Genomic DNA, 25,286 nt, shown 5'->3' with positions numbered 1-25,286 from the left:
CACCCATGCGCTCCAAGCACGTACGCGACAGACGCGGTACCACCCACCGTCGGAAGAAGAACGGACGACGACCACTGATACTCACGGCGGCCGCGACCGTCGCGGCCGCCGCCGTCGCCGCCGGGGTCCTCACCCTCGGCACCGGTTCCGGAACCGGCTCCGCGCCCGACGTCGAGGCGGGCGCCCCGGCGGACGCCGCGATCGTGCCCGCCGCCGCGCCCCGGCACCAGGAACCGCCCACGCCCCTCACCGCCGCGCCCAAGTCCGACGCGTCGCGCGGCATGGTCTACGACGGCCTCGACCCCGCGCCCAAGGGCGACCCCTGCGCCGGCGTCTACCGCGTCTCCTCCGCGCGCCTGTGCACCCACGGCCCGGACGCGCCGCCCAAGGGCGTCGACATCGCCAAGGACACCCCGCCCGTGGCCCGCGCCACCGCCTCCGGGTCCACGGACCCGGCCGGTGACGGCGGCCGGGGCCCCTCGGCCGCCGAGGCGCTGCGAGGTGCCCAGCCCGTCCTCGACGCCCGCACCGGCGGCGTGGCCGCCCCGGCCGCCCCCGGCGGCGGTACGACCACGCCGCAGGCCCCCTCCGGCTCGCGCGTGGTGTGCGAGGGCGACGGCGCGAGCGGCAACCGCGTCCAGGTGCTGTACGTCCACGCGCCCGGCCGCGACCGCTTCGCCCAGTACGCCGCCTCGTTCAAGCAGTGGGCGTCGGAGACCGACCTCATCTACAACGCCAGCGCCCAGGAGACCGGCGGGGAACGGCACGTCCGCTACGTCACCGAGTCCGACTGCACCGCGTCCGTCCTGAACGTCGAGCTTCCCGCGGGCGCCCTCCAGGAGTTCGGCGCGACGAACGACGCGCTGGCCGCCAAGGGCTTCAACCGCCGCGACCGCAAGTACATGCTCTTCGCGGACACCCAGGTCTACTGCGGCATAGGCACCTTCAACGGTGACGAGCGCCCCGGCCAGGACAACATGAGCAACTTCGGCCCCTCCTACGGCCGTACCGACTCCGGCTGCTGGGGCGGCAGCACCCCCGCCCACGAACTGGGCCACAACCTCGGCGCCGTCAACAACAGCGCCCCCCACACCAGCCGCGCCGGGCACTGCGTCGACGAGTGGGACATCATGTGCTACTCGGACGCCCCCAACTACCCGCAGATGCAGATCCTCTGCCCCGACCGCGCCGGCGACCAGCGCCTGGACTGCCACCACGACGACTACTTCCACACCAACCCCAGCCCGGGCAGCTATCTGGCCACCCACTGGAACATCGCCAACAACCGCTTCCTCATCGCGGGCGCCGGCAAGGGCCCCGGCCCGAACCCCTCGCCCACTCCCACCCCCACCACCGGCCCCACGTCCGGACCGACGCGCCCGTCCACCGGCCCCGACGTCCAGGTGACCCAGATCGGACCGGACTCCGCGCTCGTCGGCTGGAACCCGGTCACCGGGGCCAAGGGCTATGAGCTGCTCCTCGACGGCAAGAAGCTGGCCGACGTCACGGGTACCGCCCTGCGGATCACCCGGCTCGCGCCCGACAGCGCCCACCGGGTCGCCGTCGCCGTGCGCGACGGGCAGGGCAAGGTCTCCGCGCCCGGCCGCGCCGCGTCCTTCCGCACCCTCGCGGCGACCACCGGCACCACCCGGCCCGGCGGCAAGTACGTGCTGGTCAACGGCCTGACCGGGCAGGCCGCCGACCTGTGGGGCAGCTCCTCCGCCGACGGCACCGTCGCCATCGCCTACCAGCGCCACGGCTACGCCAACCAGCAGTGGACGTTCGAGAACGCGGGCGGCGGCGCGGTACGCCTGAAGTCCGTCCAGTCCGGCAAGTGCCTCCAGCCGGGCACCGACGGGCGGGCGGCGGCCGGCCAGTACGTCGCGCAGCGGTCCTGTGACGACACCTCGGCCCAGAAGTGGCGGCTGACCGCGGCGGGCGACGGCTCGTACGTCCTCCAGCCGCAGGGCTCGCAGCTCGTCCTGGGCATCAGCAACCGCTGGTACTACGGCGGCCAGCTGCTGGAACTCCAGCAGCGCAACAGCCAGGGCTACCAGAACTGGACGCTGGCCAAGGCCTCCTGACGCCCCAGTCCTTCTGTGATCGGGCCGGCGGCCACCGGCACCCCCCACGTCACACCCACCGGTGGCCGCCGGCCCTTCCCCCACCACTTTTCTCTTGGAGCGACGATGACCTCCCGGACCTCCCGGACCTCCCGGACCTCCCGGACCCTCCGGCTCGCGGCGACCACGACCGCCACGGTCTGCCTGCTCGCGCTGGGCGCCGCGGGCCCGGCCGCCGCGCACGGCGACACGATCCGCCTCACCGTCCCCGGCCCGCCCTCGGACGGTCACATCCGGGCCCTCGCGACCTGGGAGAACGACGGCGACCCCGTGGACGAGCGGGTCGCCGGCACCCTCACCGCCCGGGATGCCGCCGGGCACGCCCAGGGGCCCTGGGTGCTCGTGCCCGTCCCCGGCGCCAAGGGCGCCTACACCACCCACGAGTCGCTGCCGCCCGGAAACTGGACGGTCACCCTCCACTGCGGTTTCCCCGACCTCGGCCATGGCGAGGCCACGGTCACCGTGCCCGCCGCGGCACCTGCCTCGGCGCCCCGTGCGGCGGCCGCCCCCGCCGCCTCGCCGGAACCGGCCGCGCCGTCTCCGGCCTTCGACGGTGGCGCCCACCTCACCGCCATCGTCCTCACAGCGGTCATCAGCACGATCGCGCTGGTCGGTGGCTGGTTCGTGCTGCGATCCCGCCGTCCGGGGCGGTCTTTCGCCAGGCGGTGATCAATTCACGCGCAAGCCGACTAAAGTCGACACGCAAGCGCAGTCCGCCGGGGGAGGGAACGTAACCGATGAGTCGCCGCTCCAGTGGACTGATGAGCATATGGGCCGAGGCGCAGCGCCAGCAGCAGCGTCAGCAGGAGGCCCGGCAGCGGGCGTTGACGCAGCAGCAGCGCGAGCAGGAGCGGCAGCAGCGCGCGCACGAGCGGGATCTGGCGCGCCAGGACCGTGAGCGGCGCCAGGCGTACCGGCAGGCGCGCGAGGCGGAGGCGCGCCGGCGCACGGAGGAGCTCGACGCGCGGATGACGGCGCTCGAAAGCCTGCTGAGCGCCGGGTGCGGGGCCCCGGGCTTCCGGACGAGCGCGCTGGAGCGGCCCGAGCGGCTGGAGCCGTTCAACCCCGGCCACCTGGGTCAGCCGGTTCCCATGCCCGATCCGAACGCCTACCGCGGCTTCGGCAACCGCGCGCAGTACGAGCACGACTGGCACGCCGCCCAGGCCGCCGAGGCGCAGCGCCAGCAGCAGCTCGCGGCCTACCGGCAGCAGTACGACCAGTGGGCCGCGGCCACGCTCGCCGACATCCGCCGGCACAACGCCGGCATCGGCGAGACGATCACCGCGCTGCGCGAGGGCGACCCGGACGCCGTGGTGGAGTACTTCTCCGCCGCGCTCTACGCCTCCACCGCCTGGCCGGACGAGTTCCCGCACCAGATAGCCGCCGCCTACGACCCGGGCGCCCGGCAGCTCGTCCTCGACTGGGAGCTGCCGGGCTTCGGGATCGTCCCCGAGATCAAGTCGGTGCGGTACATGCCGACGGCGGACGAGGAGAAGGAGACGGCCCGGCCCGTCACCCAGCGCCGGAACGCCTACCGGGACGTGCTGGCGCAGTGCGTGCTGCTGGCGGTGCGCGAGCTGTTCGCGGCCGACGAGTTCGGGATCCTGGAATCCGTCGCCCTCAACGGCTTCGTCGACGACCACGACCCGGCCACCGGGCACCGCGCGCAGATCGTCCTGGCCTCGCTGACGGTGGGCCGGTCCGTCTTCTCGGGCCTGCGGCTGGAGCAGGTCAGCGCGGTCGACTGCCTGGTCGACGGCCTCGGCGGGCAGCTGTCCGCCCGGCCCGACCAGCTCGCCGCCGTCCGCCCCGGACGGGTGCCGGGCGACGTCGGGCGCGGCGTGGTCTCCCACGGCGGCGGTGACGACCCGGACCTCTTCGAGATGGACCCCATCGAGTTCGAGGAGCTCGTCGCCGAGCTGTTCCGGGCGCGCGGCATGCGGGCGGTGATGACCACCCGCTCCAACGACGGCGGCGTGGACGTCGAGGCCCTGGACCCCGACCCGATCAGCGGCGGCCGGATCATCGTGCAGGTCAAGCGGTACCGGAAGACCGTCCCGCCGACCGCCGTGCGCGATCTGTTCGGCACGGTGCAGGGCGCGGGCGCCAACAAGGGCGTCCTGGTGACGACCTCCGGCTTCGGCCCGGGCTCGTACGCCTTCGCCAACGGCAAGCCGCTCACGCTCGTCTCCGGCGAGGAGCTCGTGGACCTGCTGGCCCAGCACGGGCTGCGCGGCCGGCTCGGGGGCGGGTCGCCGCGCCCGGCCCGGGGCGGCGGCCGGGCGGCTTCCTCGGGTGAGGAGCCGGCCGAGGGCCGGCCCGAGACCCACAACGTGCTGGGCATGTCCTGGTCGGGGCAGGTCGCCCTTGACGTGTGCGCGCTGGTCTGTGACGGCGGGCGGGTGCTCAGCGACGATCACTTCGTCTTCTACAACAACCCCCGCACCCCCGACGGCTCCGTCCGGGCGCTGGAGCCCACCCTCGCCGACAAGGCCGCGCTGCGCGTCGCCTTCGAGGAGCTGCCGGCCGCCGCCGACCGGCTGGTGCTGGTCGCGGCCATAGATCCGGAGGTCAACCCGGAGGCCGACCTCTCGCAGTTCACCGACGCCCGCATCCGTCTCGCCGACGCGACGGGAGCCGAGCTGGGGCAGCTGGAGGTCTCGGACGGCCGGCCCGGCGAGACCGCGCTGGTGCTGGGCTCGTTCCGGCGGCGGGCGAACGGCGACTGGGACTTCGTGCTCGGGGGGCAGGGGTACCCGGGCGGGCTGGAGGCGCTGGTGCAGGAGTACGGGATAGAGGTCGCGTGATCGTGGTCCGATCGTCACGGAGGCCGCCTGATCACCCGCTCGATCGCTCGATCACCCGTTCGTGTGGAGTTCCTTGATCCAACGGGTTCTGTCGGCGGGGCCTCGTAGACTTCTGCAATGGCCGACCCCACACAGACCACAGCAGAGCTCGGAAGCCTCGACGGCGAGGCCCTGAGCTGCCTGCGGCGCGTCTTCGGTTACGACGCGTTCCGCGGCGACCAGGAAGAGATCATCGATCACCTGGTCGGCGGCGGCGACGCGCTCGTGCTGATGCCCACGGGCGGCGGCAAGTCGCTCTGCTACCAGATCCCCGCGCTCGTCAGACCAGGGGTCGGCGTGGTGATCTCCCCGCTGATCGCCCTCATGCAGGACCAGGTCGACGCGCTGCGCGCGCTCGGGGTGCGGGCCGGCTTCCTCAACTCCACGCAGGGCCTGGACGAACGCCGCCTGGTGGAGGCCGAGTTCGCCGCGGGCGAGCTGGACCTGCTCTATCTGGCGCCCGAGCGGCTGCGCGTGGAGTCCACGCTGCGGCTGCTCGACCGGGGCAAGATCTCCCTCTTCGCCATCGACGAGGCGCACTGCGTCGCCCAGTGGGGCCACGACTTCCGCCCCGACTACCTGGCCCTGTCACAGCTGCACGAGCGCTGGCCGGACGTGCCGCGCGTCGCCCTGACCGCGACGGCCACGGAGGCGACGCGCGCGGAGATCGCCACCCGGCTCAAGCTCCAGGACGCCCGGCACTTCGTCGCCAGCTTCGACCGGCCCAACATCCAGTACCGCATCGCGCCCAAGAACGACCCGAAGAAGCAGCTCCTGGAGCTGCTGCGCACCGAGCACCCGGGCGACGCGGGCGTCGTCTACTGCCTCTCCCGCAAGGGCGTCGAGGACACCGCCGCGTTCCTCGCGCAGCACGGCGTCGAGGCCCTGCCGTACCACGCGGGCCTCGACGCGCGGACGCGCGCGGCCAACCAGTCGCGGTTCCTGCGCGAGGACGGCATCGTCATGGTCGCCACGATCGCGTTCGGCATGGGCATCGACAAGCCGGACGTGCGCTTCGTCGCCCACCTCGACCTGCCGAAGTCCGTCGAGGGCTACTACCAGGAGACCGGCCGCGCCGGGCGCGACGGCCAGCCGTCCACGGCCTGGCTGGCCTACGGCCTCCAGGACGTCGTCCAGCAGCGCAAGCTGATAGACGGCTCCGAGGGCGACGAGGCGCACCGCCGCCGGCTGGCCGCCCACCTCGACGCGATGCTCGCCCTGTGCGAGACCGTCGAGTGCCGCCGGACGCGGCTGCTCGACTACTTCGGCCAGCCGAGCACCGCGTGCGGCAACTGCGACACGTGCCTGACCCCGCCGGAGACCTGGGACGGCACGATCGCCGCCCAGAAGTTCCTCTCGGCGATCCTCCGGCTGGCCCGGGAGCGGCGGCAGAAGTTCGGCGCGGGCCACATCATCGACATCCTGCTCGGGAAGAAGAGCGCGAAGGTCATCCAGTTCGACCACGACACGCTGTCCGTCTTCGGCATCGGCACGGAGCTCTCCGTCGCCGAATGGCGGGGCGTGGTGCGGCAGTTGCTGGCGCAGGGGCTGCTCGCGGTGGAGGGCGACTACGGCACGCTCGTCCTGACCGACGCCAGCGGCGACGTGCTGGGCTCGCGCCGCACGGTGTCGCTGCGGCGCGAACCGAAGCCGGCGCGGGCGGCGAAGACGGCGAAGCCGGCTTCGGGCAAGCGCGCGCCCGTTGATCTTCCAGCGGAGGCGGCACCCCTCTTCGAGGCGCTGCGCGCTTGGCGCGCGGCGACGGCCCGGGAGCAGGGCGTTCCCGCGTATGTGATCTTCCACGACGCGACGTTGCGGGAGATCGCGACGGCGCGGCCGACGTCGCTGGACGCGCTCTCCGGGGTGAACGGTGTGGGCGAGAGCAAGCTGACGAAGTACGGGGAGGGGATTCTGGGGGTCCTGGGCGAGCACGGCGGGGAGGTTTCGGAGATGCCTGCGCCTGCTCCGGTTCCTGCTCCGGTTCCTGCTCCGGTTCCTGCTCCGGCCCCGGAGCCCGCGCGGGTGCCCGCGCAGGCTGTGGGCGAGGACGAGGTGCCGTGGCCGGACGAGGAGCCGCCGTACTGGGCTGAGGACTAGGAAGTCCCCGGGCGGGGGCGAGGGGGCGCAGCCCCCTCGGAAACCCGGCCGCTCAGCCGTCGCCCGGTTCGATCAGCTCGCACGCGCGAGCCGTCGCCGCCAGGGCGGCCGGGCCGCCCACGTCCCACGCCGTGTCGGCGAGCTTGATGACGTGCGCGTCCCCGTGCGCCGCCGCCAGCGCGAAGGACTCCTCCATCGTCGTGGTGACCCCCGGCGCTGCCGGGAACACCGGCCGCGCCGGCGCGTACGCGGCCGTGAGGACCGCGCTCGCCTCCCACGCCGCCGTCAGGCTGGGCACCCACAAGGCGCGGGGAAGCGCCGGCAGGACGCGGAGGACGGCGTTGGGCGCGGTCGCCGCGTGGACGAGCATGACCGCGTCGCCGTGGGCGTAGCGCGGGTAGCGGGCGACCGTGGCGCGGACGAGCTCCGTCAGCAGGTCGCGCGCGTCGTCCGGGCCGGCGGGCCGCCGCAGGCCGCTGGCGGCGGCGGGCCAGCCCTCGGCGGCGGGAAGCCGCGCGAGGCGGTCGAGGACGCCGCCCTCCTGGACGGCCAGCGACGGTACGGCGTCCAGCGCGCGGTGGGGGCCCGCGCCGCCGGAGGGGGTGACGGTGACGGGCAGCGGCTGGTGGCGGGCGGCCCAGTAGCCCAGGGCGTGGGCGAGTTCGGCCGTGCGGGGCTCGGTCTCGCCGTCCGTGAGGAGGGTGCGGACGGCGTGGCCGACGCGGATCACGGGGTGGGTGGCGCCGGCGATGATGCCGGGGAGCAGCCGTGGCCACCATGCGGTGAGCACGTCCGTCCAGGGGAGTTCGGCCGTCAGCCGGGTGAAGTGGGCGATCCAGGAGCCGAGGTGGCGGGGGTCGCCGAGGGCCTCGCGCCAGTTGTCGTCGGTGATCGTCAGGGCGGCGGACGGCAGTTCGTCCGTCCGGTGCCGGTAGGCGTCCAGCCAGCGGTGCACCGTGCGGGCCTGGCCGTGGCGGGCGAGGGCCTCCACGGCCATGGGGGCGTGGTTGGAGAGCCAGCCCTGGGACAATTCCGGGCCGGTGGAGTGGACGCGCTGCAGTGCTTCGTCGAGTGTGCCGTCCTCAGTAATGGCGGTCATGGCCTCACCGTAGGAGCGGGGGCGGCCCGGGCGGAACGGTCGCCGGACCTACGCCCCATGGCTCACCGGCGTAGGTCGCCGGTACTCCGTCCGTACTCCGCGCGTCCGATGCCGCCTCGTTGACCGCGTTCGGCCTCGTTCAGTGCTCGTGCCAGTAGAAGACGTAGTACGAGGCGAGGCCCATGCACACGCCGAAGATCAGGCCGATCCAGGAGGCCTCCAGCACCGAGACCCGGGTGAGACTGCGCAGGAAACCCATGGAGACTCCGAAGAGCGCCCCGAACGAGGCGGCGCGCACCTCGGTGATCATCTTGCCGCGGTTGCGGATCACCAGATAGCCCAGGCCCGCCGAGACCACGGCCGCGACCAGGCCCAGCATCCAGCCCTGGAGCTCGCCGAAGCCGTTCTCATGGGCGAGGAACACCGCGTAGAGGCCGAGGACGAAGCCGCCGATGACGGGCACCGCCCAGGTGGGGGTGGGGGCCGTGCGCTCGTGGCGGACGTGGCCGGTGCGGGGGACCGGTCCGGGCCCCTCGTGGGCGTGGTGCCGGCCGGGCAGGATCGAGTGCGTCATGGCGGGCTCCTCTCGCTCTGTCCACCAGGGCACACCCGCCCCATCGCCGGGGCAACTCGATCACGCTCGATTACGCCGCCACGGGCCCGGTCGGAGCCGTCAGGAAACCGGCCTTCCGGGCCTTCCCGGGCAACCGGTGACCTATGACCGGCGTCCTTGGGGATGAGGAAGCGGGGTAGGAGCGGAATGGCCGCGATGTGACGGCCGTCTCATGGACGTCGTGGCCGCGGGGGCGCACGAGGGCCGTGGGACGGACCGCCCCACCGGGGCTGACCTGCGCTTCCCCGAGCTCCGTCACCACGCGTACCCGCCGTGCGGCCGGACAGGGTACTGCATGATCCATAAAAAGAAGACGTCTCTGGGGAATTCTGTCCGGATTCCGGCCGTTCTTTACTTCGGACGGGGTGCCCCCGGGGCACCTGGCCCATCCCGCGACACGTCTCATCGCAAGGGAGTACGCATGGCAACCCGTGCCGTCGCCCGTCGTCAGACCACCGCACAGCGGACTGGCGAGGCAAGCAGTGTTCGCGCCACAGGCGGGGAGATCGCCGATCGCGACCTGGTCGGCATGTACCTCGACGAGATCGCGCGTACACCCCTGCTCGACGCCGCCGAGGAAGTCGAGCTGTCGCAGACCATCGAGGCGGGCGTCTACGCCCAGCAGATCCTGGACGGCCTGGAGGCCGGCGGGGACCGGGCGGGCGAGGCGTCGCGCGAGGAGCTGGCGGCGATAGCCGCCGCGGGCGCCCGCGCGAAGGACGTCTTCATCAAGTCCAACCTGCGTCTCGTCGTCGCCGTCGCCCGGCGCTACCCGCGCAGTGGCCTCCCCCTTCTCGACCTGATCCAGGAGGGCAACGCCGGCCTGGTCCGCGCGGTGGAGAAGTTCGACTACACCAAGGGATTCAAGTTCTCCACGTACGCGACGTGGTGGATCCGCCAGGCCATCACCCGGTCGATCGCCGACCAGTCCCGTACGATCCGGCTCCCCGTCCACCTTGTGGAGGAGCTGGGCCGCATCCGCCGGGTGCAGCGCGAGTTCAACCGCGAGAACGGGCGCGACCCGGAGCACGCGGAGATCGCCGAGGAGCTGGGCACCACGCCCGAGCGCGTCGGCGACGTGCTCGACTGGGCCCGTGACCCGGTGAGCCTGAACATGTCCGTGGACGACGAGGGCGAGACCCAGTTCGGCGATCTGCTGGAGGACACCTCCGCCGTCTCGCCGGAACAGTCGGTCATCGCGCTGCTGCGCAGCGAGGAGCTGGAGGATCTCATCGGCCGCCTCGACCAGCGCACCGCGTCGATCATCAAGGCGCGGTACGGCATCGAGGACGGGCGCGAGCGCACGCTGACGGAGGTCGGCAAGCAGCACGGGCTGACGCGTGAGCGCATCCGGCAGATCGAGAAGCACGCGCTTCTGGAGCTGAAGAAAATGGCACACGCCACAGGGTTCGACGCGGCGGCCTAAACGGGTCTAATCTGGTTATAAGCCAGCAGGCCGGGTCCCGGCGCATCTCCCCCCCTTGCGCCGGGGCCCTTTTATGTCCGCCTTCGCCTTCGTGGGGGCGGGGGCGGAGGGCCTTCAGAGCGCCGCCCTGCTGATGCGGGCGCCCAGCTCGCGCAGGTGGTCGACGAGCTCGCGCGGCTCGTGTGCCTCGAACTCGCAGTCCACTATCGCCAGCCGTAGAGCCACCCACTCGACGGAGTCGGACGCGGTGACGTCCAGCCGGCACGTCGTCGCGTCGACGGGCTCCGGCACCCCGAGCCAGTTCGGCAGCCGGGCGGCCACCGACTCGGCCGGGGCGCGGAACGTGACCACGAGCCGGTACGTCGGCTGGAGCCCCGCCATCGACCGCTTCAGGTACTCCGCCGCGTCCGGCACCGGCAGCTCACGCGGGGCGAAACGGGCCCCCGTCGCGAAGGGCTCGCTCACCCGGTCCACCCGGAACGTCCGCCAGTCGCCGCGCTCGACGTCATGCGCGACCAGATACCAGCGGCGGCCCGTGCTGATCAGCCGGTGCGGCTCGACCAGGCGCTTCGTCTCCGTGCCGTCACCCTTGCGATAGGCGAAACGGAGCCGCTCGTGACCGGTGGCGGCGGAGGCGATCACGGTCAGCGTGTGGGGGTCCACGGTCGCGCCGTCGCCACCGGTGAGCGGCACGGTCGCGGCCTGCAGGGCCGAGACCCGGTGCCGCAGCCGGGCCGGCAGCACCTGCTCCAGCTTGGCCAGCGCCCGCACCGACGCCTCCTCGATGCCCTCCACGGCATGGCCCGCGCCCGCGCGCAGCCCCACCGCGATGGCGACCGCCTCCTCGTCGTCCAGGACCAGCGGCGGCAGGGCGGCTCCGGCCGCCAGCCGGTACCCACCCTCGGCCCCCATCGTTGCCTGTACGGGGTAGCCGAGATCGCGGAGCCGCTCGATGTCCCGCCGGATGGTGCGGGAGCTGACACCGAGCCGCTCGGCGAGCTCGCTGCCGGGCCATTCGCGAGGTGTCTGGAGGAGAGAGAGCAGATTCAGCAGCCGTGCCGGGGTGTCCGTCATCTCACCAGGGTGGCAGGCATCTAGGACATGACCTGACCTATACGCCCCCTAGCGTGGTGGGCGCACCGGGTGAGGGAAACGATCCGGCGCGCAGGAAGAGGAAAGGCAAGACCCCTGTGACCAGCACCGCCACCACCGACCCGCCCGCCGCCGGGGCCTCCCCGGACGCGACCGCCCCCGACGCGATCGCAGACCGCCGCCGCTGGCTGGCGCTCGCCGTGGTGATGACCGCCTCCTTCATGGACCTGGTGGACGTCACCATCGTCAACATCGCCATGCCGAGCATCCAGAAGGACATCGGCGCCTCCTTCAGCATCCTCCAGTGGATCACCGAGGGCTACGCCCTCGCCTTCGCCGCCGGACTGATCACCGGTGGCCGCCTCGGCGACATATACGGGCGCCGTCGTGTGTTCCTCCTCGGCATGGGCGGCTTCACCCTCGCCTCGATGCTCTGCGGCGTCGCGGGCGACCCCCACCTCCTCGTCGCCGCGCGCGTCCTCCAGGGCGCCACGGCCGCGCTGATGGTGCCGCAGGTGCTGGCCATCGTCCACGCCACCTTCCCCGCCCACGAGCGCGGCAAGGTCTTCGGCATGTTCGGCGCCGTCGTCGGCCTGGGCGCGGTCTCCGGCCCCATCCTCGGCGCGCTGCTCACCCAGTGGAACCTCTTCGGCCTGGAGTGGCGGCCGATCTTCCTGGTCAACCTGCCCGTGGGCATCGCCGGCCTGATCATGGGCCGTCGCTACATCTCCGAGTCCCGCGCGCCGCAGGCGCTCAAGCTGGACCTGGTGGGCGTCGCCCTCGCCACCGGCGGGCTGCTGATGCTGCTCTACCCGCTGACGCAGGGCCGCGAGCTGGGCTGGCCGCTGTGGGGCTTCCTCTGCATGGCCGGCAGCGCGGTTGTTTTTGTCGCCTTTGTTGCCTACGAGCGCCACAAGTCGCGGAAGGACGGCTCGCCGCTGGTCGAGCTGTCGCTGTTCAAGGTCAAGAGCTTCGCGGCGGGCATCGGCGTCGAGGTCGCCTTCGGCGTCGCCTGCGGTGTCTTCTTCCTGATCTGGACCCTCTACATGCAGATCGGGCTCGGCTGGAGCCCGCTGCGGGCGGGCCTGACCGGCATCCCCTTCTCCATCGCCGTGTCGGTGGCGGCGGGCCTCTCGGTCCAGAAGCTCGTCCCCCGCTTCGGGCGCAAGGTGCTTCAGGCCGGCGCGCTGGCGATGATGGCCGGCGTCCTGCTCTACATCTGGGAGTCCGAGCACTTCGGCACGGGCATCCACCCCTGGCAGATGGCCCTCCCGCTGACCGTCATGGGCCTCGGCATGGGCCTGATCGTCGCCCCGCTCACCGAGACGGTCATCGCCGGGGTGCCGCGTGAGCACTCGGGCTCGGCGTCCGGGCTGATAAACACCACGCAGCAGTTGGGCAACGCGGTGGGTCTCGGGTTGGTGTCGGTCGTCTTCTTCAACGCCCTTGACGAGGGCGAGATGGCGCGGGGTCGCGCGGGCGAGGCGTTCGGCGCGGCGTTCCGGCACGGCATGTGGTGGGTCGCGGCGGTGCTGGGCGTGGTGCTTGCCCTGATGTTCGCGCTGCCGCGCAAGTCTGTGGCTCCTGCGGCCGGGTCGGCGCTGCCCGCGCAGGGTGGCGAGGCGGTCGCGTCGCACAAGGAGCGGGCCGCCGTGTAGGCCGGGGGCGGGGTGGGGTGGACGGGCCCTTACGGGGCTGAGCTCTTCGCGGTGCCTGCCACTTTGGTGACGGTTGCCCCGTATTTTGCTCCAGCGGCGAAGAGCTCTTTACGCCCCTACCAGGGCCCATCCACCCCACCCCGCCCCCTTCCGTTACTACCTCGTGGGTCCCGTTCCGGGTAATCGGGCGGGTGGGTGGGCGAAACCCGCGCCGAAGGCGCGGGAAACCCCGACGGCGGTCAGGCGTCCGTGCCGTACAGGTCGCGGTAGGCGGGGAAGACGCCGCCCGGCCCGTCGACGCCCTCCGCGGCGAGGACGCCCTTGACCACGGCGCGGGTCAGAACGTCCGCCCCGGCCGCCAGGATCTCGTTGACCGCGCCGGCGGCGAAGTCCGCACTGCCGGGCAGATGGTCCTCCACCGGCAGCGGGCGGGCGCCCGTGGCCAGGGCGAAGACCGTGTCCCCGTCGGTCAGCAGATGGACCGGCCGGACCGCGCGGGCCAGGCCGTCGTGGGCGGTGCCCGCGAGCTTCTGGGCCTGGGCGCGGGTCAGGACGGCGTCGGTGGCGACGACGGCGATGGTGGTGTTGAGCGGGGGGCGGACGGAACCCGCCCAGCGCCGGGCCGACTCCTGCCGCGCCACAGCCAGGGCCTCCTGGGCCGCCCGGTGCCGCTCGGGGAGGGATAGGCGACGGGCCGGCCCTCGTACAGCCGCCCGTAGAGCACGCCCGTCGCCGGGTCGGCCACGGAGCCCGCCGCGTTGACAGCGGCGATCGCGGCGACCGTCACCCCGGAGGGGAGGACCACGCTGGCGGTGCCGATGCCGCCCTTGATCCCGCCCGCCACCGCGCCGGTGCCCGCGCCGACCGTGCCCAGGGCGACGGGTGCCCCCGGTGCCGTCCGGGCCGCCGCCTCGGCGGCCTCCCGGCCCAGCGCGGCGTCAGGGCGGGCCCGCCAGTCGCCGCCCCGGCCGAGGTCGAACAGGGCGGCCGCCGGGACCACCGGGACGACCTGCGCGGGATCCGGCCCGACCCGGAAGCCCCGGCCCGCGTCCTCCAGATACGCCATGACACCGGACGCCGCGTCCAGGCCGAAGGCGCTGCCGCCGGTCAGGACGACGGCCTCGACGCGCTGGACGAGATTGCGGGGGTCCAGGGCGTCGGTCTCCCGGGTGCCCGGCCCGCCGCCGCGGACGTCCACGGCGGCGACGGCGCCACCCAGACCGGGCGCGGTGAGGACGACCGTGGTGCCGGTGAGGGCGCCGTCACCCCTGCGGTGGGCGTGACCCACGTGGAGGCCGTGGACATCAGTGAGGCCGTCCTGGGGTCCGGGCGTGGGTGTGAGGCGAGCGTCAGTCATACGGCATCCGTATCACGGACCGTCAGAATATGGAGGAGTCAGCTGTGTTGAGGTGATGGCTCGGGTTCTGGCGGGTTGCGCGTGAAGAGCGTCACCCCTACTGCCACTGTCGCCACCCCGACCAGACCCGCCAGCAGCACCGCTGCCCCGCCCGCGAACGTGCAGGCGAGAACGGCAAGCGCCGACACGGGCAGGACCAGCTGCTGGGCCGTGCCGCGCTTGTAGTGACGGGAGTGGATGAGCCAGACACAGAACATGAACAGGGCGGCGGGAACGGTGACACAGGCCGACGCCGCGAACGTGGAGATGTGCGCCTTGCCCACCGACTCCTCGACCGCCACCTCGATGCCCGCGCCGATGGCCGCCGCCGAGCCGAGGACCAGATAGTGGCCATAGCCCCACAGGAACGCCTGGCGGTTGGACGCCAGGTGGAGGTGGATGGGCACGGCGAAGTAGATCCAGTAGGCCGCGAAGATCAACAGCAGGCCGCCGCTCGCGATCGGCAGCAGTTCCCCCACCGCCTCGTGCTCGTCCAGCGCGGACTGGACGGCGACCGTGGCGGCCGACACCGTCTCACCCAGCACGATGATCGTGAACAGGCCGTAGCGCTCGGCGATGTGGTGCGGATGCCAGGCGGTCTGCTGTCGCCTCTCCGCGATCGCGGGCACGGCCATCTCGGCGATCGCCATCACCAGGAACACCCAGGGCTTGGCCCGGTCCGGCAGCAGGAGCAGCCCCAGCCAGCCGACCTGGCACAGGCAGACGCCGACGGCGTACTTGAGCGCCGTGCGCCGCTCCGCCCCGGCGGAGGAGTGCGCGGCCCGCAGCCACTGCGAGACGAGCGCGAGCCGCATCACGGCGTAGCCGAGCCAGACGGCCGTGTAGTTCGCCTCGTCGAAGGCGCGGGGGATGCCCGCCGCCAGGATCAGCACGCCCGCGATCTGGACGAGCGTGACGACGCGGTACACGACGTCGTCCGTGTCGTAGGCGGAGGAGAACCAGCTGAAGTTGACCCAGGCCCACCACACCGCGAAGAAAAGCATGAGATAGCCAGGAATGCCGTGTCCTGGGTGCCCTTCGGCGAGCGCGTGGACCAGTTGTCTGCCGGCCTGGGCGACCGCGACGACGAAGCACAGGTCGAAGAAGAGCTCGAGGGGTGTCGCGGCCCGGTGCTCCTCGTCCCGCCCGCGCGCGGTCATCCGGCGCAGGACGCCGGAGCGGCGGTCGGGAGGCGGAGGCTCCCCGTTCGGCTCCCCGTTCGGCTCCTCGTCGCTCATGGGGCGATTGTCGCCGGGGTGCGGGCCCGCCGCGCGTCGAACCTCACGTGCCGAGTGTCGGGTGCCGAGTACTGCGTGCCGTGCCGTGCACCCGGCGGTCTCGTCGGCTCGCGGCCTTCCGGCCGGGGGCGCCGCCCGTACCCTGGACGCATGAGCACCGCCCCTGAGCCCGCGCCCCGCCGGGACCCCGCGTCCCCGGCCGCCGCGCTGATCTTCGACGACCCGCTGGACCGGCAGTCCTCCGACGACACCGACCGCGGCTGGGGCGACCGCCCGGCCACCGGCGGCGGCGCCGCCGACCTGGCCCGCTTCCTGGACGAGAAGCCGCCCCACCACATCTAGCGTTGGGCCGGGACGGAGTCCGAGCCTGAGCCCGGGCCTCGGCGCTGTTCGGTCAAGGCGTCGCGGATCTGGGCCAGCAGCTCGATCTCGGTGGGCTCGTCCGGCTTGGTCTCCGCCGGGGTCCTGGCGGCCTGGCGGTCCTGCCAGCGCTTCATGGGCAGCAGCATCAGGAAGTAGACCACCGCCGCCGTGATCAGGAACGTCAGCGTGGCGCTGAGTACCGAGCCCCACTGGATGTAGACGCCCTTGGTGACCTCGCCCGCGGCGCTACGGGTGCAGGGGCCCTTGATGCAGGACGCGTAGCGTTCGAGGTCCTTGGTGCCGAAGGCACCGACGACGGGGTTGATGACGCCCTTCACCACAGAGTTCACGATGTTGGTGAACGCCGCTCCGATGACGACGGCGACCGCGAGGTCGATCACGTTGCCCCGCATCAGGAAGGCCTTGAAACCCCCGAGGACTCCTGTTTTCTTATCGCTCCCGGAGCTCACCGAACAACCTCTCTCTGTACGTACCTATGCCGGAATGGCCGATTCCATAACATACGAGAGAGTCTGGCTGGTCTGTCCAATCCGCAAACCGGCGCCCGGGTGCGTCGGCGTCGCCCGCGCCGCCCCACACGCACCGGCGCGAACATCGGCACCCGGCGCCCCGGCGGGGTCCAGGGCGCGGGGTACGAGCGGGAGACGGAGGCCAAGGAACGGGGAATGGGGGTCGCGGGCACGGCGGGCATGAGGGGTGCTGTGGGTGCTGCGGACATGGGAACACCACCTGGCGACGGGGGAGAGGGAGCGTCGGCTGACGTTCCCTACGATCCCCGTTCCGCGCCGGTCCCGCTGAGGCCTGTGGACTACTCGCCGGTTGTGGACAACTTCGTCACCCGGTAGCCCCCGGTAGCCCCGGGACCCCCGGCCCGCCCGCGTCCCTCTACGGCAGCTCGATCCCCAGGTCCCAGCCGTCGTGCGCCCGCGTGCACAGGCAGTCCCGGTCCGCCGTCTTCGGCAGCGCGCCCACCGCGTCGAACAGCACCTCGCGCAGCCGGTCCACGTTCTCACCGAAGACCCGCAGCACCTCCTCGTGGGAGACGCCCTCACCGGCCTCCGCGCCCGCGTCCAGGTCCGTGACCAGCGCCATCGACGTGTAGCAGAGCCCCAGCTCACGGGCGAGGACCGCCTCCGGGTGGCCGGTCATGCCGACGACCGACCAGCCCAGCGCCGCGTGCCAGCGCGATTCGGCCCGGGTCGAGAAGCGCGGCCCCTCGATCACGACCATCGTCCCGCCGTCCACCGGCTCCCAGCCGCGCCCACGCGCCGCCCCGAGGGCCACCGAGCGCCCGGCCGGGCAGTAGGGGTCGGCGAAGGTCATGTGGACCACGTTGGGCACCGAGCCGTCGGGCAGCGGCTCCCCGTCGAAGAAGGTCTGGGCGCGGGACTTCGTCCGGTCCACGAGCTGGTCCGGCACGAGCAGGGTGCCCGGCCCGTGCTCCGGGACCAGGCCGCCCACCGCGCACGGGCCCAGGACCTGCCGGACGCCCACCGAGCGCAGGGCCCAGAGGTTGGCCCGGTAGTTGATGCGGTGCGGGGGAGTGCGGTGCTCGCGGCCGTGACGGGGCAGGAAGGCCACCTTCCGGCCCGCCAGCTCGCCCAGGAACAGCGAGTCGCTCGGCGCCCCGTAGGGCGTCTCCACCGTGATCTCGGTCACGTCGTCGAGGAAGGAGTAGAACCCCGATCCCCCGATGACCCCTATCGTCGCTGCGCTGTTGGTCTCGGCCATGCGCTCACCCTAGCCGGACCGTCCCCGCACGCCACGGAGCCCGCCACCCCCGAGAACGGGGGCGACGGGCTCCGTGGAGAAGCTGCGTAACCGCGTATGGGCGCGTGTCAGGCGGCCGAGCTGCTGCTGGTCGTGCTCGACGCGCTCGACGAGCTCGTCGTCGTGGAAGACGAAGACGAAGACGACGAGGAAGAGGAAGAAGACGTCGACTTCGACGCCGGGGTGCTGCTGGACGACGCGCCACGGCTGTCGTTCCGGTAGAAGCCCGAGCCCTTGAAGACGATGCCGACCGCCGAGAACACCTTCTTGAGGCGTCCGTCGCACTGCGGGCACACGGTCAGGGCGTCATCGGTGAACTTCTGCACCGCTTCGAGGCCCTCGCCGCACGCGGTGCACTGGTACTGGTAAGTCGGCACTTGTTCCTCCTGGCACTCTCACTCAATGAGTGCTAACGACGCTCAATAGTGCAGTATTCCGGCCCGTCAGTCCACCGAAACGGGCTCACGGTGACCGACCCCACGTGCCGCGACGACCGACTCGCCCTTCGGCGTAAGCGCCTTGCGCAGCCCCAGCAGGACCACCAGCGCCAGCGCGGTGCCGCCCAGCGGCACCAGGAAACCGGTGCTCGCGCCGTGGGCGTCGATCAGCCGGCCGCCCACGGTGGCGCCGGCCGCCTGGCCCAGGCCGACCGCGCCGGTCAGCCAGGTGAAGGCCTCCGTCCGGGCGCTCGCCGGGACGAGCTTCTCGACCAGCGTGTAGCCGGTGATCAGCGAGGGCGCGATGCACAGGCCCACGAGCAGGCCCGCGGCGCCCAGCAGCGGCAGCGCGTGCGCGGCCCACAGCGGGGTGGTGGCCAGGACCAGCAGCGGGTAGGCGGTCAGCAGCCGGCGCTGCGCGCTGGACTTCCAGGCGACGGCGCCGCAGACGATGCCCGCGATCATGTTTCCGGCCGCGAACGTGCCGTACATCAGACCGTTGAGGCCGGGCTCGCCGAGCTCCTTGGTGAAGGCGGTCATCGAGACCTGCATGCCGCCGAAGACCGTGCCGATGCCGAGCATGGTGATGGCCAGCACCCGGACACCCGGCACGGACAGCGCGGAGGTGCCCTCGGCGCTCCCGGCGGCCGCGCGGCCCGTCGGGACGGGCTGCGTGCCCCGCTGGAAGGCGAAGACCAGGCCGCCGATCAGCGTCAGGGCCGCCTCGGCGATCAGGCCGGCCGCCGGGTGGACGCCGGTGCACAGCGCGGTGGCCAGCACCGGGCCGATCACGAACGTGAACTCGTCGGTGACCGACTCGAAGGCCGCGGCCGTCGGCATCAGCGGCGAGCCGTCCAGCTTGGCCGCCCAGCGGGCGCGGACCATCGGGCCGATCTGCGGGGTCGACGCGCCCGCCGGCACGGCCGCCGCGAGCAGCGCCCACAGGGGCGCGTGCGAGAGCGCGAGCGCCGTCAGCAGGGAGATCGCGGCGGCGTGGACGACGACGCCGGGCATGAGCACGGCGGCCTGTCCGAAGCGGTCCGCGAGCTTGCCGCTCAGCGGGGCGAACAGGGCCATGGCCACGCCCGCCGTCGCCGAGACGGTGCCCGCGGTGCCGTAGGAGCCGGTGGTGTCGTTGACCAGCAGCAGGATGCCGATCGTGAGCATCGCGAACGGCTGGCGCGCCAGGAACCCGGGGAGCAGGAACGACAGCGCGCCGCGCGTGCGCAGCAGGCTGCCGTACCCGGCGCGGGCCCCGTCGTTGTCATTGACCGTGGCTGCCACGGTCCGGCCTTTCCGCCGCCTGGTAGCACGCTCCGGACGAACGGGAATACGTCGCACGGAGCGCGCCGAGAGCTGTCCTCTCGCGCAGGACCGTGGTAGATACCGATCCGGCCGCCTCATGCGGCCACGGCCGCCGTGCGGTCGCGCCAGCTCTGCGTCAGGCAGAGTTGGTTCGATGTTGTCGTGTCGCACGCGTGGCGTGTGGGGTCCCGGTGGGACTCCCGGTACGCACGCGAATAGTCGAATATCTTACTTAACCAACCTCTTCTTCACCAGACCCTTCTTTGCTCGCCGCTTTGCCGCCGCACTTTCCGGGGGTGCGGGGGCCTCGCCCAGCCAGCCGGCCAGCTTGCCGCCCTCGCCGACCGCGCGCAGTCGTCGCTCGGTCGCGTCGCGCACCGGGTCGGTGGCCACGACCAGCAGCTCGTCGCCGTGGCGCAGGACGGTCGCGGGGCCCGGCACGAAGCTCGCGCCGTCGCGGACGACCAGGGTGACGGCGGCCCCGGCGGGCAGTCGCAGCTCGCTCACCTCCACGCCATGCATCCGCGAACCGTCGGGGACGGAGACCGACAGCAGATGCCCGCGCAGCCGCTCCAGCGGCGCGGACTCGATGCCCAGGTCCTTGGCCTCCTCGCCGTCGCCCAGCTTCAGGTGCCGCGCCAGCCAGGGCAGGGTCGGGCCCTGCACCAGCGTGTAGACGATCACGAGCACGAAGACGATGTTGAAGATCCGGCGGCTGTCGGGGACCCCGGCGACCATGGGGATGGTCGCCAGGACGATGGGGACCGCGCCGCGCAGCCCGGCCCAGGAGAGCAGCGCCTTCTCCTGCCAGGGCGTCCCGAAGGGTGCCGTACTGAGGAACACGGACAGCGGGCGGGCCACCATCGTGAGCACCAGGCCCACCACCAGCGCGGGCACGATGTCGTCGCCCAGCTCGTGGGGGGTGACCAGCAGGCCCAGCAGCACGAACATGCCGATCTGGGCGATCCAGCCCAGCCCCTCCGCGAAGCCGCGGGTGGCCGGAGAGTGCGGCAGCTTGGCGTTGCCGAGGATCAGGGCGGCGAGATAGACGGCCAGGAAGCCCGATCCGTGGGCGAGCGCGCCGGCCGCGTAGGCGGTGACGGCGATGGCCATGACGGCGATCGGGTAGAGGCCGGAGGCGGGCAGTGCCACGTGCCGCAGGCCGTAGGCGCCTGCCATGCCTATCAGCAGGCCGGCGGCGGCGCCGATGACCAGCTCCAGCGCGATCTTGCCCAGCAGCAGATACCAGTGGTCGACCGGTCCGGCGGCCGAGAAGGCCACGACGAGGATGACGACGGGGGCGTCGTTGAAGCCGGACTCGGCCTCCAGGACACCCGTGAGCCGGCCGGGCAGCGGAACGTTCCGCAGGACGGAGAAGACGGCGGCCGCGTCCGTGGAGGACACCACGGCGCCGATGATCAGTGCCTGGCGCCATTCGACGCCGGCCAGATAGTGCGCGGCGGCGGCCGTCACACCGACGCTCACCGCGACGCCGAAGGTGGAGAGCACGGCCGCGGCCGGCAGCGCCGGCTTGATCTCGTGCCACTTCGTGCCGAGACCGCCCTCGGCGAGGATCACGACCAGCGCGGCGTAGCCGATGACCTGCGTGAGGCCGACGTCGTTGAAGGAGACGCCGATGCCGTCCTGGCCGATGGCGACGCCCATGCCGAGATAGAGGAGCAGGCTGGGCAGCCCGCTGCGCGAGGAGATCCGGACCGCCGCCACCGCCACGAGCAGCACGAGCGAGCAGATCAACAGGAGTTCGTTGAGGTGGTGGACAGTCAGGGGCCGGTCCCTTCACGAGATGTTCCACGGGCGTCGTCATACGGCGTCGGGGTGTTCACGATGCGGCCGAAACGTTCCTCCTGTCCTGGGGGCCGCGAGGGCGGGGGCAATGGGGGATGCGTCCAGAGGAAGTTAATTTCCTCATCTAATATTTTACGGGTTCTTAACGCCTCTTCGGCACGGCCTCGCCTGGCCGGATGCCGTCGGCACGGCACCGCGTCCGGGTCTCCCGCGCCCTGCGCCTATGGTTGCTTCCAGCATTCCCAGGACCATCTGCCCCTCAAAGGACAGCGATGCCCGCCAACAAGAACGGCCCCGGCAAAAAGAAGAAGGGGCGACGCGCCCGCCTGCTCGTGATCACCACCGTGCTGCTGCTCGTGGCGGGCGTCGCCTTCGGCGCGTACTGGAGCGTCAGCACCGTTCGCGCCTCCTTCCCCGAGACCGACGGAACCCTTCAGCTCAAGGGCCTGTCCGGTCAGGTGAAGGTCGTCCGCGACGACCACGGCATTCCCCAGGTCTACGCCGACTCGGCCGAGGACCTCTTCCGCGCCCAGGGCTTCGTCCAGGCGCAGGACCGCTTCTGGGAGATGGACGTCCGCCGTCATCTGACGGCCGGACGACTCTCCGAGATGTTCGGATCCGGCCAGGTGGAGACCGACGCCTTCCTGCGCACCATGGGCTGGCGCAAGGTCGCGCAGCAGGAGTACGACACCAAGCTGTCGGCGACCACCAAGAAGTGGCTCCAGGCCTACTCCGACGGCGTCAACGCCTATCTGAAGGACCACAAGGGCAAGTCGCTGTCCGTCGAGTACGCCGCCCTCGAGTTCCAGAACGATTACAAGCCCGAGCCCTGGACCCCGGTCGACTCCGTCGCCTGGCTCAAGGCGATGGCCTGGGACCTGCGCGGCAATATGAAGGACGAGATCGACCGGTCCCTGGCGTCCTCGCGGCTGACCCCCCAGCAGATCGACGAGCTGTACCCGGCGTACCCGTACGACCGGAACAAGCCGATCGTCGAGGGCGGCGCGGTCGACAGCGCCAAGACCTTCGACCCCAAGGGTGGCGCCGCCACCGGCGGCACCCAGGCCGCCGGCACGCAGAACCCGGCGACCGCCGGGGGCGCGGGCGCGGCGAACGGGCTGCGCGGCAGCCTCGCCTCGCTGTCGAGCTCCCTGGAGAAGATCCCGGCACTGCTCGGCCCCAGCGGCAACGGCATCGGCTCCAACTCGTGGGTCGTCTCCGGCCAGTACACGACGACCGGAAAGCCGCTGCTGGCCAACGACCCGCACCTCGCGCCGCAGATGCCCTCCCTCTGGTACCAGATGGGCCTGCACTGCAACACCACCGGCGCGCAGTGCCCGTTCGACGTGGCCGGCTACACCTTCGCGGGCATGCCCGGCGTGGTCATCGGCCACAACAAGGACATCGCCTGGGGCATGACCAACCTCGGCGCCGACGTCTCCGACCTCTACCTGGAGAAGGTCACCGCCGACAGCTACCTCTACGACGGCAAGCAGAAGCCCTTCGTCACCCGCAAGGAGACCATCAAGGTCGCGGGCGAGAAGAGCCGTGAGATCACCGTCCGCGAGACCAACAACGGCCCGATCGTCTCCGACCGCAACGACGAGCTCGTCAAGGTCGGCGAGAAGGCGCCCGTGCAGGACCCGGCGCCGGACCGCGCCGAGGGCTACGCCGTCGCGCTGCGCTGGACCGCGCTGGACCCGGGCAAGACGATGGACGCCCTGTTCGCGCTGGACCAGGCGGGAGACTGGGCCTCCTTCCGCAAGGCGGCGGCCGACTTCGACGTCCCCTCGCAGAACCTGATCTACGCCGACACCAAGGGCAACATCGGCTACCAGGCCCCGGGCCGCATCCCGGTCCGCGGCAAGGCGGGCGTCGACGCGGCCAAGGGCGGCGAGACGAGCACCACCGGCCGGAACGGCGTCAATGGCGCCAATGGCACCCCCGCGCAGAGCGGCGCCACCGGCGAGCCGAAGACCGACGTCAACGGCGACGGCAAGATCGACGCCAAGGACGGCGCCAAGCCCGACGCGCAGGCCGCCACGCCCGACGGCCGGCTGCCCGCCCCCGGCTGGGACCCGGCCTACCAGTGGACCGACTATGTGCCGCAGTCCGCGCTGCCGTACGACTACAACCCCAAGCGCGGCTACATCGTCACCGCCAACCAGGCCGTCGCCGACAAGAGCTACCCGTACCTCCTGACGCAGGACTGGGGCTACGGCGCCCGCAGCCAGCGGATAAACGACATGATCCAGTCGAAGATCAAGGACGGCGGGAAGATCTCGACGGAGGACATGCAGAAGATGCAGATGGACAACAGCAGCGAGATCGGCAAGCTGCTGACGCCCTACCTGCTCAAGATCGACGTCAAGGGCGCCAACGAGCGCGAGACGAAGTACGTCCGCGAGGCGCAGAAGCTGCTGAAGGACTGGGACTACACCCAGGAGCCCGACTCGGCGGCCGCCGCGTACTTCAACGCGGTGTGGCGCAACACCCTCAAGCTCGCCTTCGGCAACAAGCTCCCCAAGGAGCTGCGGGTCAAGGGCCAGTGCCTGCGAGTGCGCCCGGCCAACGACTCCGGCCCGCAGGAGGACCTGGACGGCAACACCCGCCTCGTCCTCGAGTGCGGCGAGCGCGACCCCGACAACGCGCAGCCCGACGGTGGCGACCGCTGGTTCGAGGTCGTCCGCAACATCCTCGACAAGCCCGACAACGCCTGGTGGAAGACCAACGGCACGCGCGCCAACCCGGGTGCCGCCAACCGTGACCAGCTGCTGGCCAAGGCCATGATCGACGCCCGCTGGGAGCTGACCTCCAAGCTCGGCAAGGACGTCACCCAGTGGAGCTGGGGCCGGCTGCACCAGCTGAACCTGAAGAACCAGACCCTGGGCAAGGAGGGCCCCGGCATCGTCCGGTGGATGCTCAACCGGGGTCCCTGGAACCTCGCGGGCGGCGAGGCGGCGGTCAATGCCGCCGGCTGGAACGCGGCGGGCGGCTACGGCGTCGTCTGGGTGCCGTCCATGCGGATGGTCGTCAACCTCGGCGACCTCGACAAGTCGCGCTGGATCAACCTCACCGGTGCCTCCGGCCACGCCTACAACGCCCACTACTACGACCAGACGGACAAGTGGGCCAAGGGCGAGCTCCTGCCGTGGGCCTTCGGCAAGGACGCCGTCGAGAAGAGCAAGGACGCGGTGCTGACGCTGAAGCCGTGAGCCCTCCCGGCGGGTAGCCAGGTCCGGCGGTGCCGGGCGCCGGGCGCTCCGCCGGAAGTGCGGTCCCGCGGCTGCGGGTGGACTGTGGCTGGTCGCGCCCACGCGGCGGTAGCCGCAATAGCGACACCGTCCCGCGCCCCTGACGGGGCGCTCAGCCGAAGCGGCGGACCCCGGCAGGGGTGATCACCGCGTGCACGGGGTGGTCGTGCGGTTCCTCCGGGACCCGCGCGACCACCTCGTTGTCGTAGAGGAGCACGACCCGCGCCGGATCGGCCCCCGCGCGGTCCAGCCGGGCCAGCACCCGGTCGTACGAGCCGCCGCCCCGCCCCAGCCGCAGCCCGCGCCCGTCCACGGCGAGCCCGGGCAGCAGCACCGCGTCGGCGCCGGTGACGGCCTCCGGGCCGAGCCGCTCCCCGTCCGGCTCCAGCAGGCCCCGGCCCGCCCGGACGAGACCCTCCGGGCCCCGGTAGAGCCCCCAGTCGAGATCGTTGTCCGGCAGCAGGACGGGCAGCAGCACCCGCACCCCGCGGTCACGCAGCGTGTCCAGCAGCGCTCGAGTGCCCGGCTCCCCGCCGATGGACACGTACGCGGCCACCGTCCGCGCGTCCGCCAGCTCCGGCAGCTCCAGGGCGCGCCGGCCCAGCTCCGCCTCGCGCGCGAGGACGTCGTCCCTGGTCAGACTGGCTCTCACCGCCAGGAGGGCGCGCCGCAACGCCGCCTTGTCGGGCTGGGGGACCTCTGCTGACGCGCACATGGTTTCGGCATTCTCCTGTCTGGGGTC

General features: G+C 72.2%; 18 protein-coding genes and 1 pseudogene. 8 read left to right on the top strand and 11 right to left on the bottom strand.

What is annotated here, in order from left to right; translation table 11 throughout:
• Positions 1-5: 5 nt before the first annotated feature.
• The 4 genes from EKH77_RS13180 (at position 6) to recQ (ending at position 7,066) form a co-directional block, all read left to right on the top strand.
• Positions 6-2,084, top strand: coding sequence for an RICIN domain-containing protein (locus EKH77_RS13180; RefSeq protein WP_240667342.1), 2,079 nt, complete (start codon positions 6-8; stop codon positions 2,082-2,084).
• A gap of 105 nt (positions 2,085-2,189) precedes the next feature.
• Positions 2,190-2,792 (top strand): hypothetical protein, encoded by a 603-nt coding sequence (locus EKH77_RS13170; protein WP_164737792.1) that lies wholly within the window; start codon positions 2,190-2,192, stop codon positions 2,790-2,792.
• Between the two features lie 68 nt (positions 2,793-2,860).
• Positions 2,861-4,930, top strand: a complete 2,070-nt coding sequence (locus tag EKH77_RS13165; protein WP_206279851.1) for a restriction endonuclease — start codon at positions 2,861-2,863, stop codon at positions 4,928-4,930.
• Positions 4,931-5,047: 117 nt separating this feature from the next.
• Positions 5,048-7,066, top strand: coding sequence for a DNA helicase RecQ (gene recQ / locus EKH77_RS13160; RefSeq protein WP_126914586.1), 2,019 nt, complete (start codon positions 5,048-5,050; stop codon positions 7,064-7,066).
• A 52-nt stretch (positions 7,067-7,118) separates the two neighbouring features.
• On the opposite strand, the gene EKH77_RS13155 is transcribed toward recQ, so the two are convergent.
• Positions 7,119-8,165, bottom strand: a complete 1,047-nt coding sequence (locus tag EKH77_RS13155; RefSeq protein WP_126914585.1) for a questin oxidase family protein — start codon at positions 8,163-8,165, stop codon at positions 7,119-7,121.
• A 139-nt stretch (positions 8,166-8,304) separates the two neighbouring features.
• On the bottom strand, positions 8,305-8,739 hold the full coding sequence (locus EKH77_RS13150; RefSeq protein WP_126914584.1) for a hypothetical protein: 435 nt from the start codon (positions 8,737-8,739) through the stop codon (positions 8,305-8,307).
• 460 nt (positions 8,740-9,199) lie between these two features.
• Here EKH77_RS13150 and EKH77_RS13145 point away from each other — a divergent pair, with 460 nt between their 5' ends.
• A complete protein-coding gene (locus tag EKH77_RS13145) occupies positions 9,200-10,204 on the top strand; it encodes a sigma-70 family RNA polymerase sigma factor (RefSeq protein ID WP_126914583.1) in 1,005 nt (334 codons plus the stop codon).
• 114 nt (positions 10,205-10,318) lie between these two features.
• On the opposite strand, the gene EKH77_RS13140 is transcribed toward EKH77_RS13145, so the two are convergent.
• The gene (locus tag EKH77_RS13140) at positions 10,319-11,278 is read right to left on the bottom strand and encodes a helix-turn-helix transcriptional regulator (RefSeq protein ID WP_126914582.1); all 960 of its coding nucleotides are present in this window, start codon (positions 11,276-11,278) and stop codon (positions 10,319-10,321) included.
• A 116-nt stretch (positions 11,279-11,394) separates the two neighbouring features.
• Here EKH77_RS13140 and EKH77_RS13135 point away from each other — a divergent pair, with 116 nt between their 5' ends.
• A complete protein-coding gene (locus tag EKH77_RS13135) occupies positions 11,395-12,954 on the top strand; it encodes an MFS transporter (protein WP_397613236.1) in 1,560 nt (519 codons plus the stop codon).
• A gap of 239 nt (positions 12,955-13,193) precedes the next feature.
• On the opposite strand, the pseudogene EKH77_RS13130 reads toward EKH77_RS13135, so the two are convergent.
• Positions 13,194-14,311: pseudogene (locus tag EKH77_RS13130) on the bottom strand (P1 family peptidase).
• 38 nt (positions 14,312-14,349) lie between these two features.
• The gene (locus tag EKH77_RS13125) at positions 14,350-15,588 is read right to left on the bottom strand and encodes a low temperature requirement protein A (RefSeq protein ID WP_126914581.1); all 1,239 of its coding nucleotides are present in this window, start codon (positions 15,586-15,588) and stop codon (positions 14,350-14,352) included.
• 150 nt (positions 15,589-15,738) lie between these two features.
• Here EKH77_RS13125 and EKH77_RS13120 point away from each other — a divergent pair, with 150 nt between their 5' ends.
• A complete protein-coding gene (locus EKH77_RS13120) occupies positions 15,739-15,930 on the top strand; it encodes a hypothetical protein (RefSeq protein ID WP_126914580.1) in 192 nt (63 codons plus the stop codon).
• On the opposite strand, the gene EKH77_RS13115 is transcribed toward EKH77_RS13120, so the two are convergent.
• From EKH77_RS13115 to EKH77_RS13095, 5 genes are all read right to left on the bottom strand, one after another.
• Positions 15,927-16,364 carry an MscL family protein gene (locus EKH77_RS13115; protein ID WP_126914579.1) on the bottom strand — a complete coding sequence of 146 codons (438 nt, stop codon included), beginning with the start codon at positions 16,362-16,364 and terminating at the stop codon, positions 15,927-15,929. The genes EKH77_RS13120 and EKH77_RS13115 overlap by 4 nt on opposite strands.
• Positions 16,365-16,857: 493 nt before the next feature.
• Positions 16,858-17,703, bottom strand: coding sequence for an S-methyl-5'-thioadenosine phosphorylase (locus tag EKH77_RS13110; RefSeq protein ID WP_126914578.1), 846 nt, complete (start codon positions 17,701-17,703; stop codon positions 16,858-16,860).
• A 107-nt stretch (positions 17,704-17,810) separates the two neighbouring features.
• Positions 17,811-18,119 carry an FmdB family zinc ribbon protein gene (locus EKH77_RS13105; RefSeq protein WP_126914577.1) on the bottom strand — a complete coding sequence of 103 codons (309 nt, stop codon included), beginning with the start codon at positions 18,117-18,119 and terminating at the stop codon, positions 17,811-17,813.
• Between the two features lie 66 nt (positions 18,120-18,185).
• Positions 18,186-19,463 (bottom strand): MFS transporter, encoded by a 1,278-nt coding sequence (locus tag EKH77_RS13100; RefSeq protein ID WP_126914576.1) that lies wholly within the window; start codon positions 19,461-19,463, stop codon positions 18,186-18,188.
• Between the two features lie 249 nt (positions 19,464-19,712).
• Positions 19,713-21,239 (bottom strand): potassium/proton antiporter, encoded by a 1,527-nt coding sequence (locus EKH77_RS13095; protein ID WP_240667340.1) that lies wholly within the window; start codon positions 21,237-21,239, stop codon positions 19,713-19,715.
• A gap of 323 nt (positions 21,240-21,562) precedes the next feature.
• Between EKH77_RS13095 and EKH77_RS13090 the strand changes: the two genes are divergently transcribed.
• A complete protein-coding gene (locus EKH77_RS13090) occupies positions 21,563-24,505 on the top strand; it encodes a penicillin acylase family protein (RefSeq protein WP_126914574.1) in 2,943 nt (980 codons plus the stop codon).
• Between the two features lie 151 nt (positions 24,506-24,656).
• Here the strand turns inward: EKH77_RS13090 and EKH77_RS13085 are convergent, their stop codons facing one another.
• A complete protein-coding gene (locus EKH77_RS13085; RefSeq protein WP_126914573.1) occupies positions 24,657-25,259 on the bottom strand; it encodes a 5-formyltetrahydrofolate cyclo-ligase in 603 nt (200 codons plus the stop codon).
• Positions 25,260-25,286 lie beyond the last annotated feature (27 nt).

It is taken from the genome of Streptomyces luteoverticillatus (assembly GCF_003970715.1).
In the GTDB taxonomy this organism is placed as follows: domain Bacteria; phylum Actinomycetota; class Actinomycetes; order Streptomycetales; family Streptomycetaceae; genus Streptomyces; species Streptomyces abikoensis.
Note: the sequence above shows the minus strand (reverse complement) of the source record. Positions and strands in the feature narration are given on the sequence as shown.

Bases quoted from the DNA above. Each gene is read 5' to 3' on its own strand.
- EKH77_RS13180 (WP_240667342.1), top strand. From the start codon at position 6: ATGCGCTCCAAGCACGTACGCGACAGACGCGGTACCACCCACCGTCGG.
- EKH77_RS13170 (WP_164737792.1), top strand. From the start codon at position 2,190: ATGACCTCCCGGACCTCCCGGACCTCCCGGACCTCCCGGACCCTCCGG.
- EKH77_RS13165 (WP_206279851.1), top strand. From the start codon at position 2,861: ATGAGTCGCCGCTCCAGTGGACTGATGAGCATATGGGCCGAGGCGCAG.
- recQ (WP_126914586.1), top strand. From the start codon at position 5,048: ATGGCCGACCCCACACAGACCACAGCAGAGCTCGGAAGCCTCGACGGC.
- EKH77_RS13155 (WP_126914585.1), bottom strand. From the start codon at position 8,165: ATGACCGCCATTACTGAGGACGGCACACTCGACGAAGCACTGCAGCGC.
- EKH77_RS13150 (WP_126914584.1), bottom strand. From the start codon at position 8,739: ATGACGCACTCGATCCTGCCCGGCCGGCACCACGCCCACGAGGGGCCC.
- EKH77_RS13145 (WP_126914583.1), top strand. From the start codon at position 9,200: ATGGCAACCCGTGCCGTCGCCCGTCGTCAGACCACCGCACAGCGGACT.
- EKH77_RS13140 (WP_126914582.1), bottom strand. From the start codon at position 11,278: ATGACGGACACCCCGGCACGGCTGCTGAATCTGCTCTCTCTCCTCCAG.
- EKH77_RS13125 (WP_126914581.1), bottom strand. From the start codon at position 15,588: ATGAGCGACGAGGAGCCGAACGGGGAGCCGAACGGGGAGCCTCCGCCT.
- EKH77_RS13120 (WP_126914580.1), top strand. From the start codon at position 15,739: ATGAGCACCGCCCCTGAGCCCGCGCCCCGCCGGGACCCCGCGTCCCCG.
- EKH77_RS13115 (WP_126914579.1), bottom strand. From the start codon at position 16,364: ATGCGGGGCAACGTGATCGACCTCGCGGTCGCCGTCGTCATCGGAGCG.
- EKH77_RS13110 (WP_126914578.1), bottom strand. From the start codon at position 17,703: ATGGCCGAGACCAACAGCGCAGCGACGATAGGGGTCATCGGGGGATCG.
- EKH77_RS13090 (WP_126914574.1), top strand. From the start codon at position 21,563: ATGCCCGCCAACAAGAACGGCCCCGGCAAAAAGAAGAAGGGGCGACGC.
- EKH77_RS13085 (WP_126914573.1), bottom strand. From the start codon at position 25,259: ATGTGCGCGTCAGCAGAGGTCCCCCAGCCCGACAAGGCGGCGTTGCGG.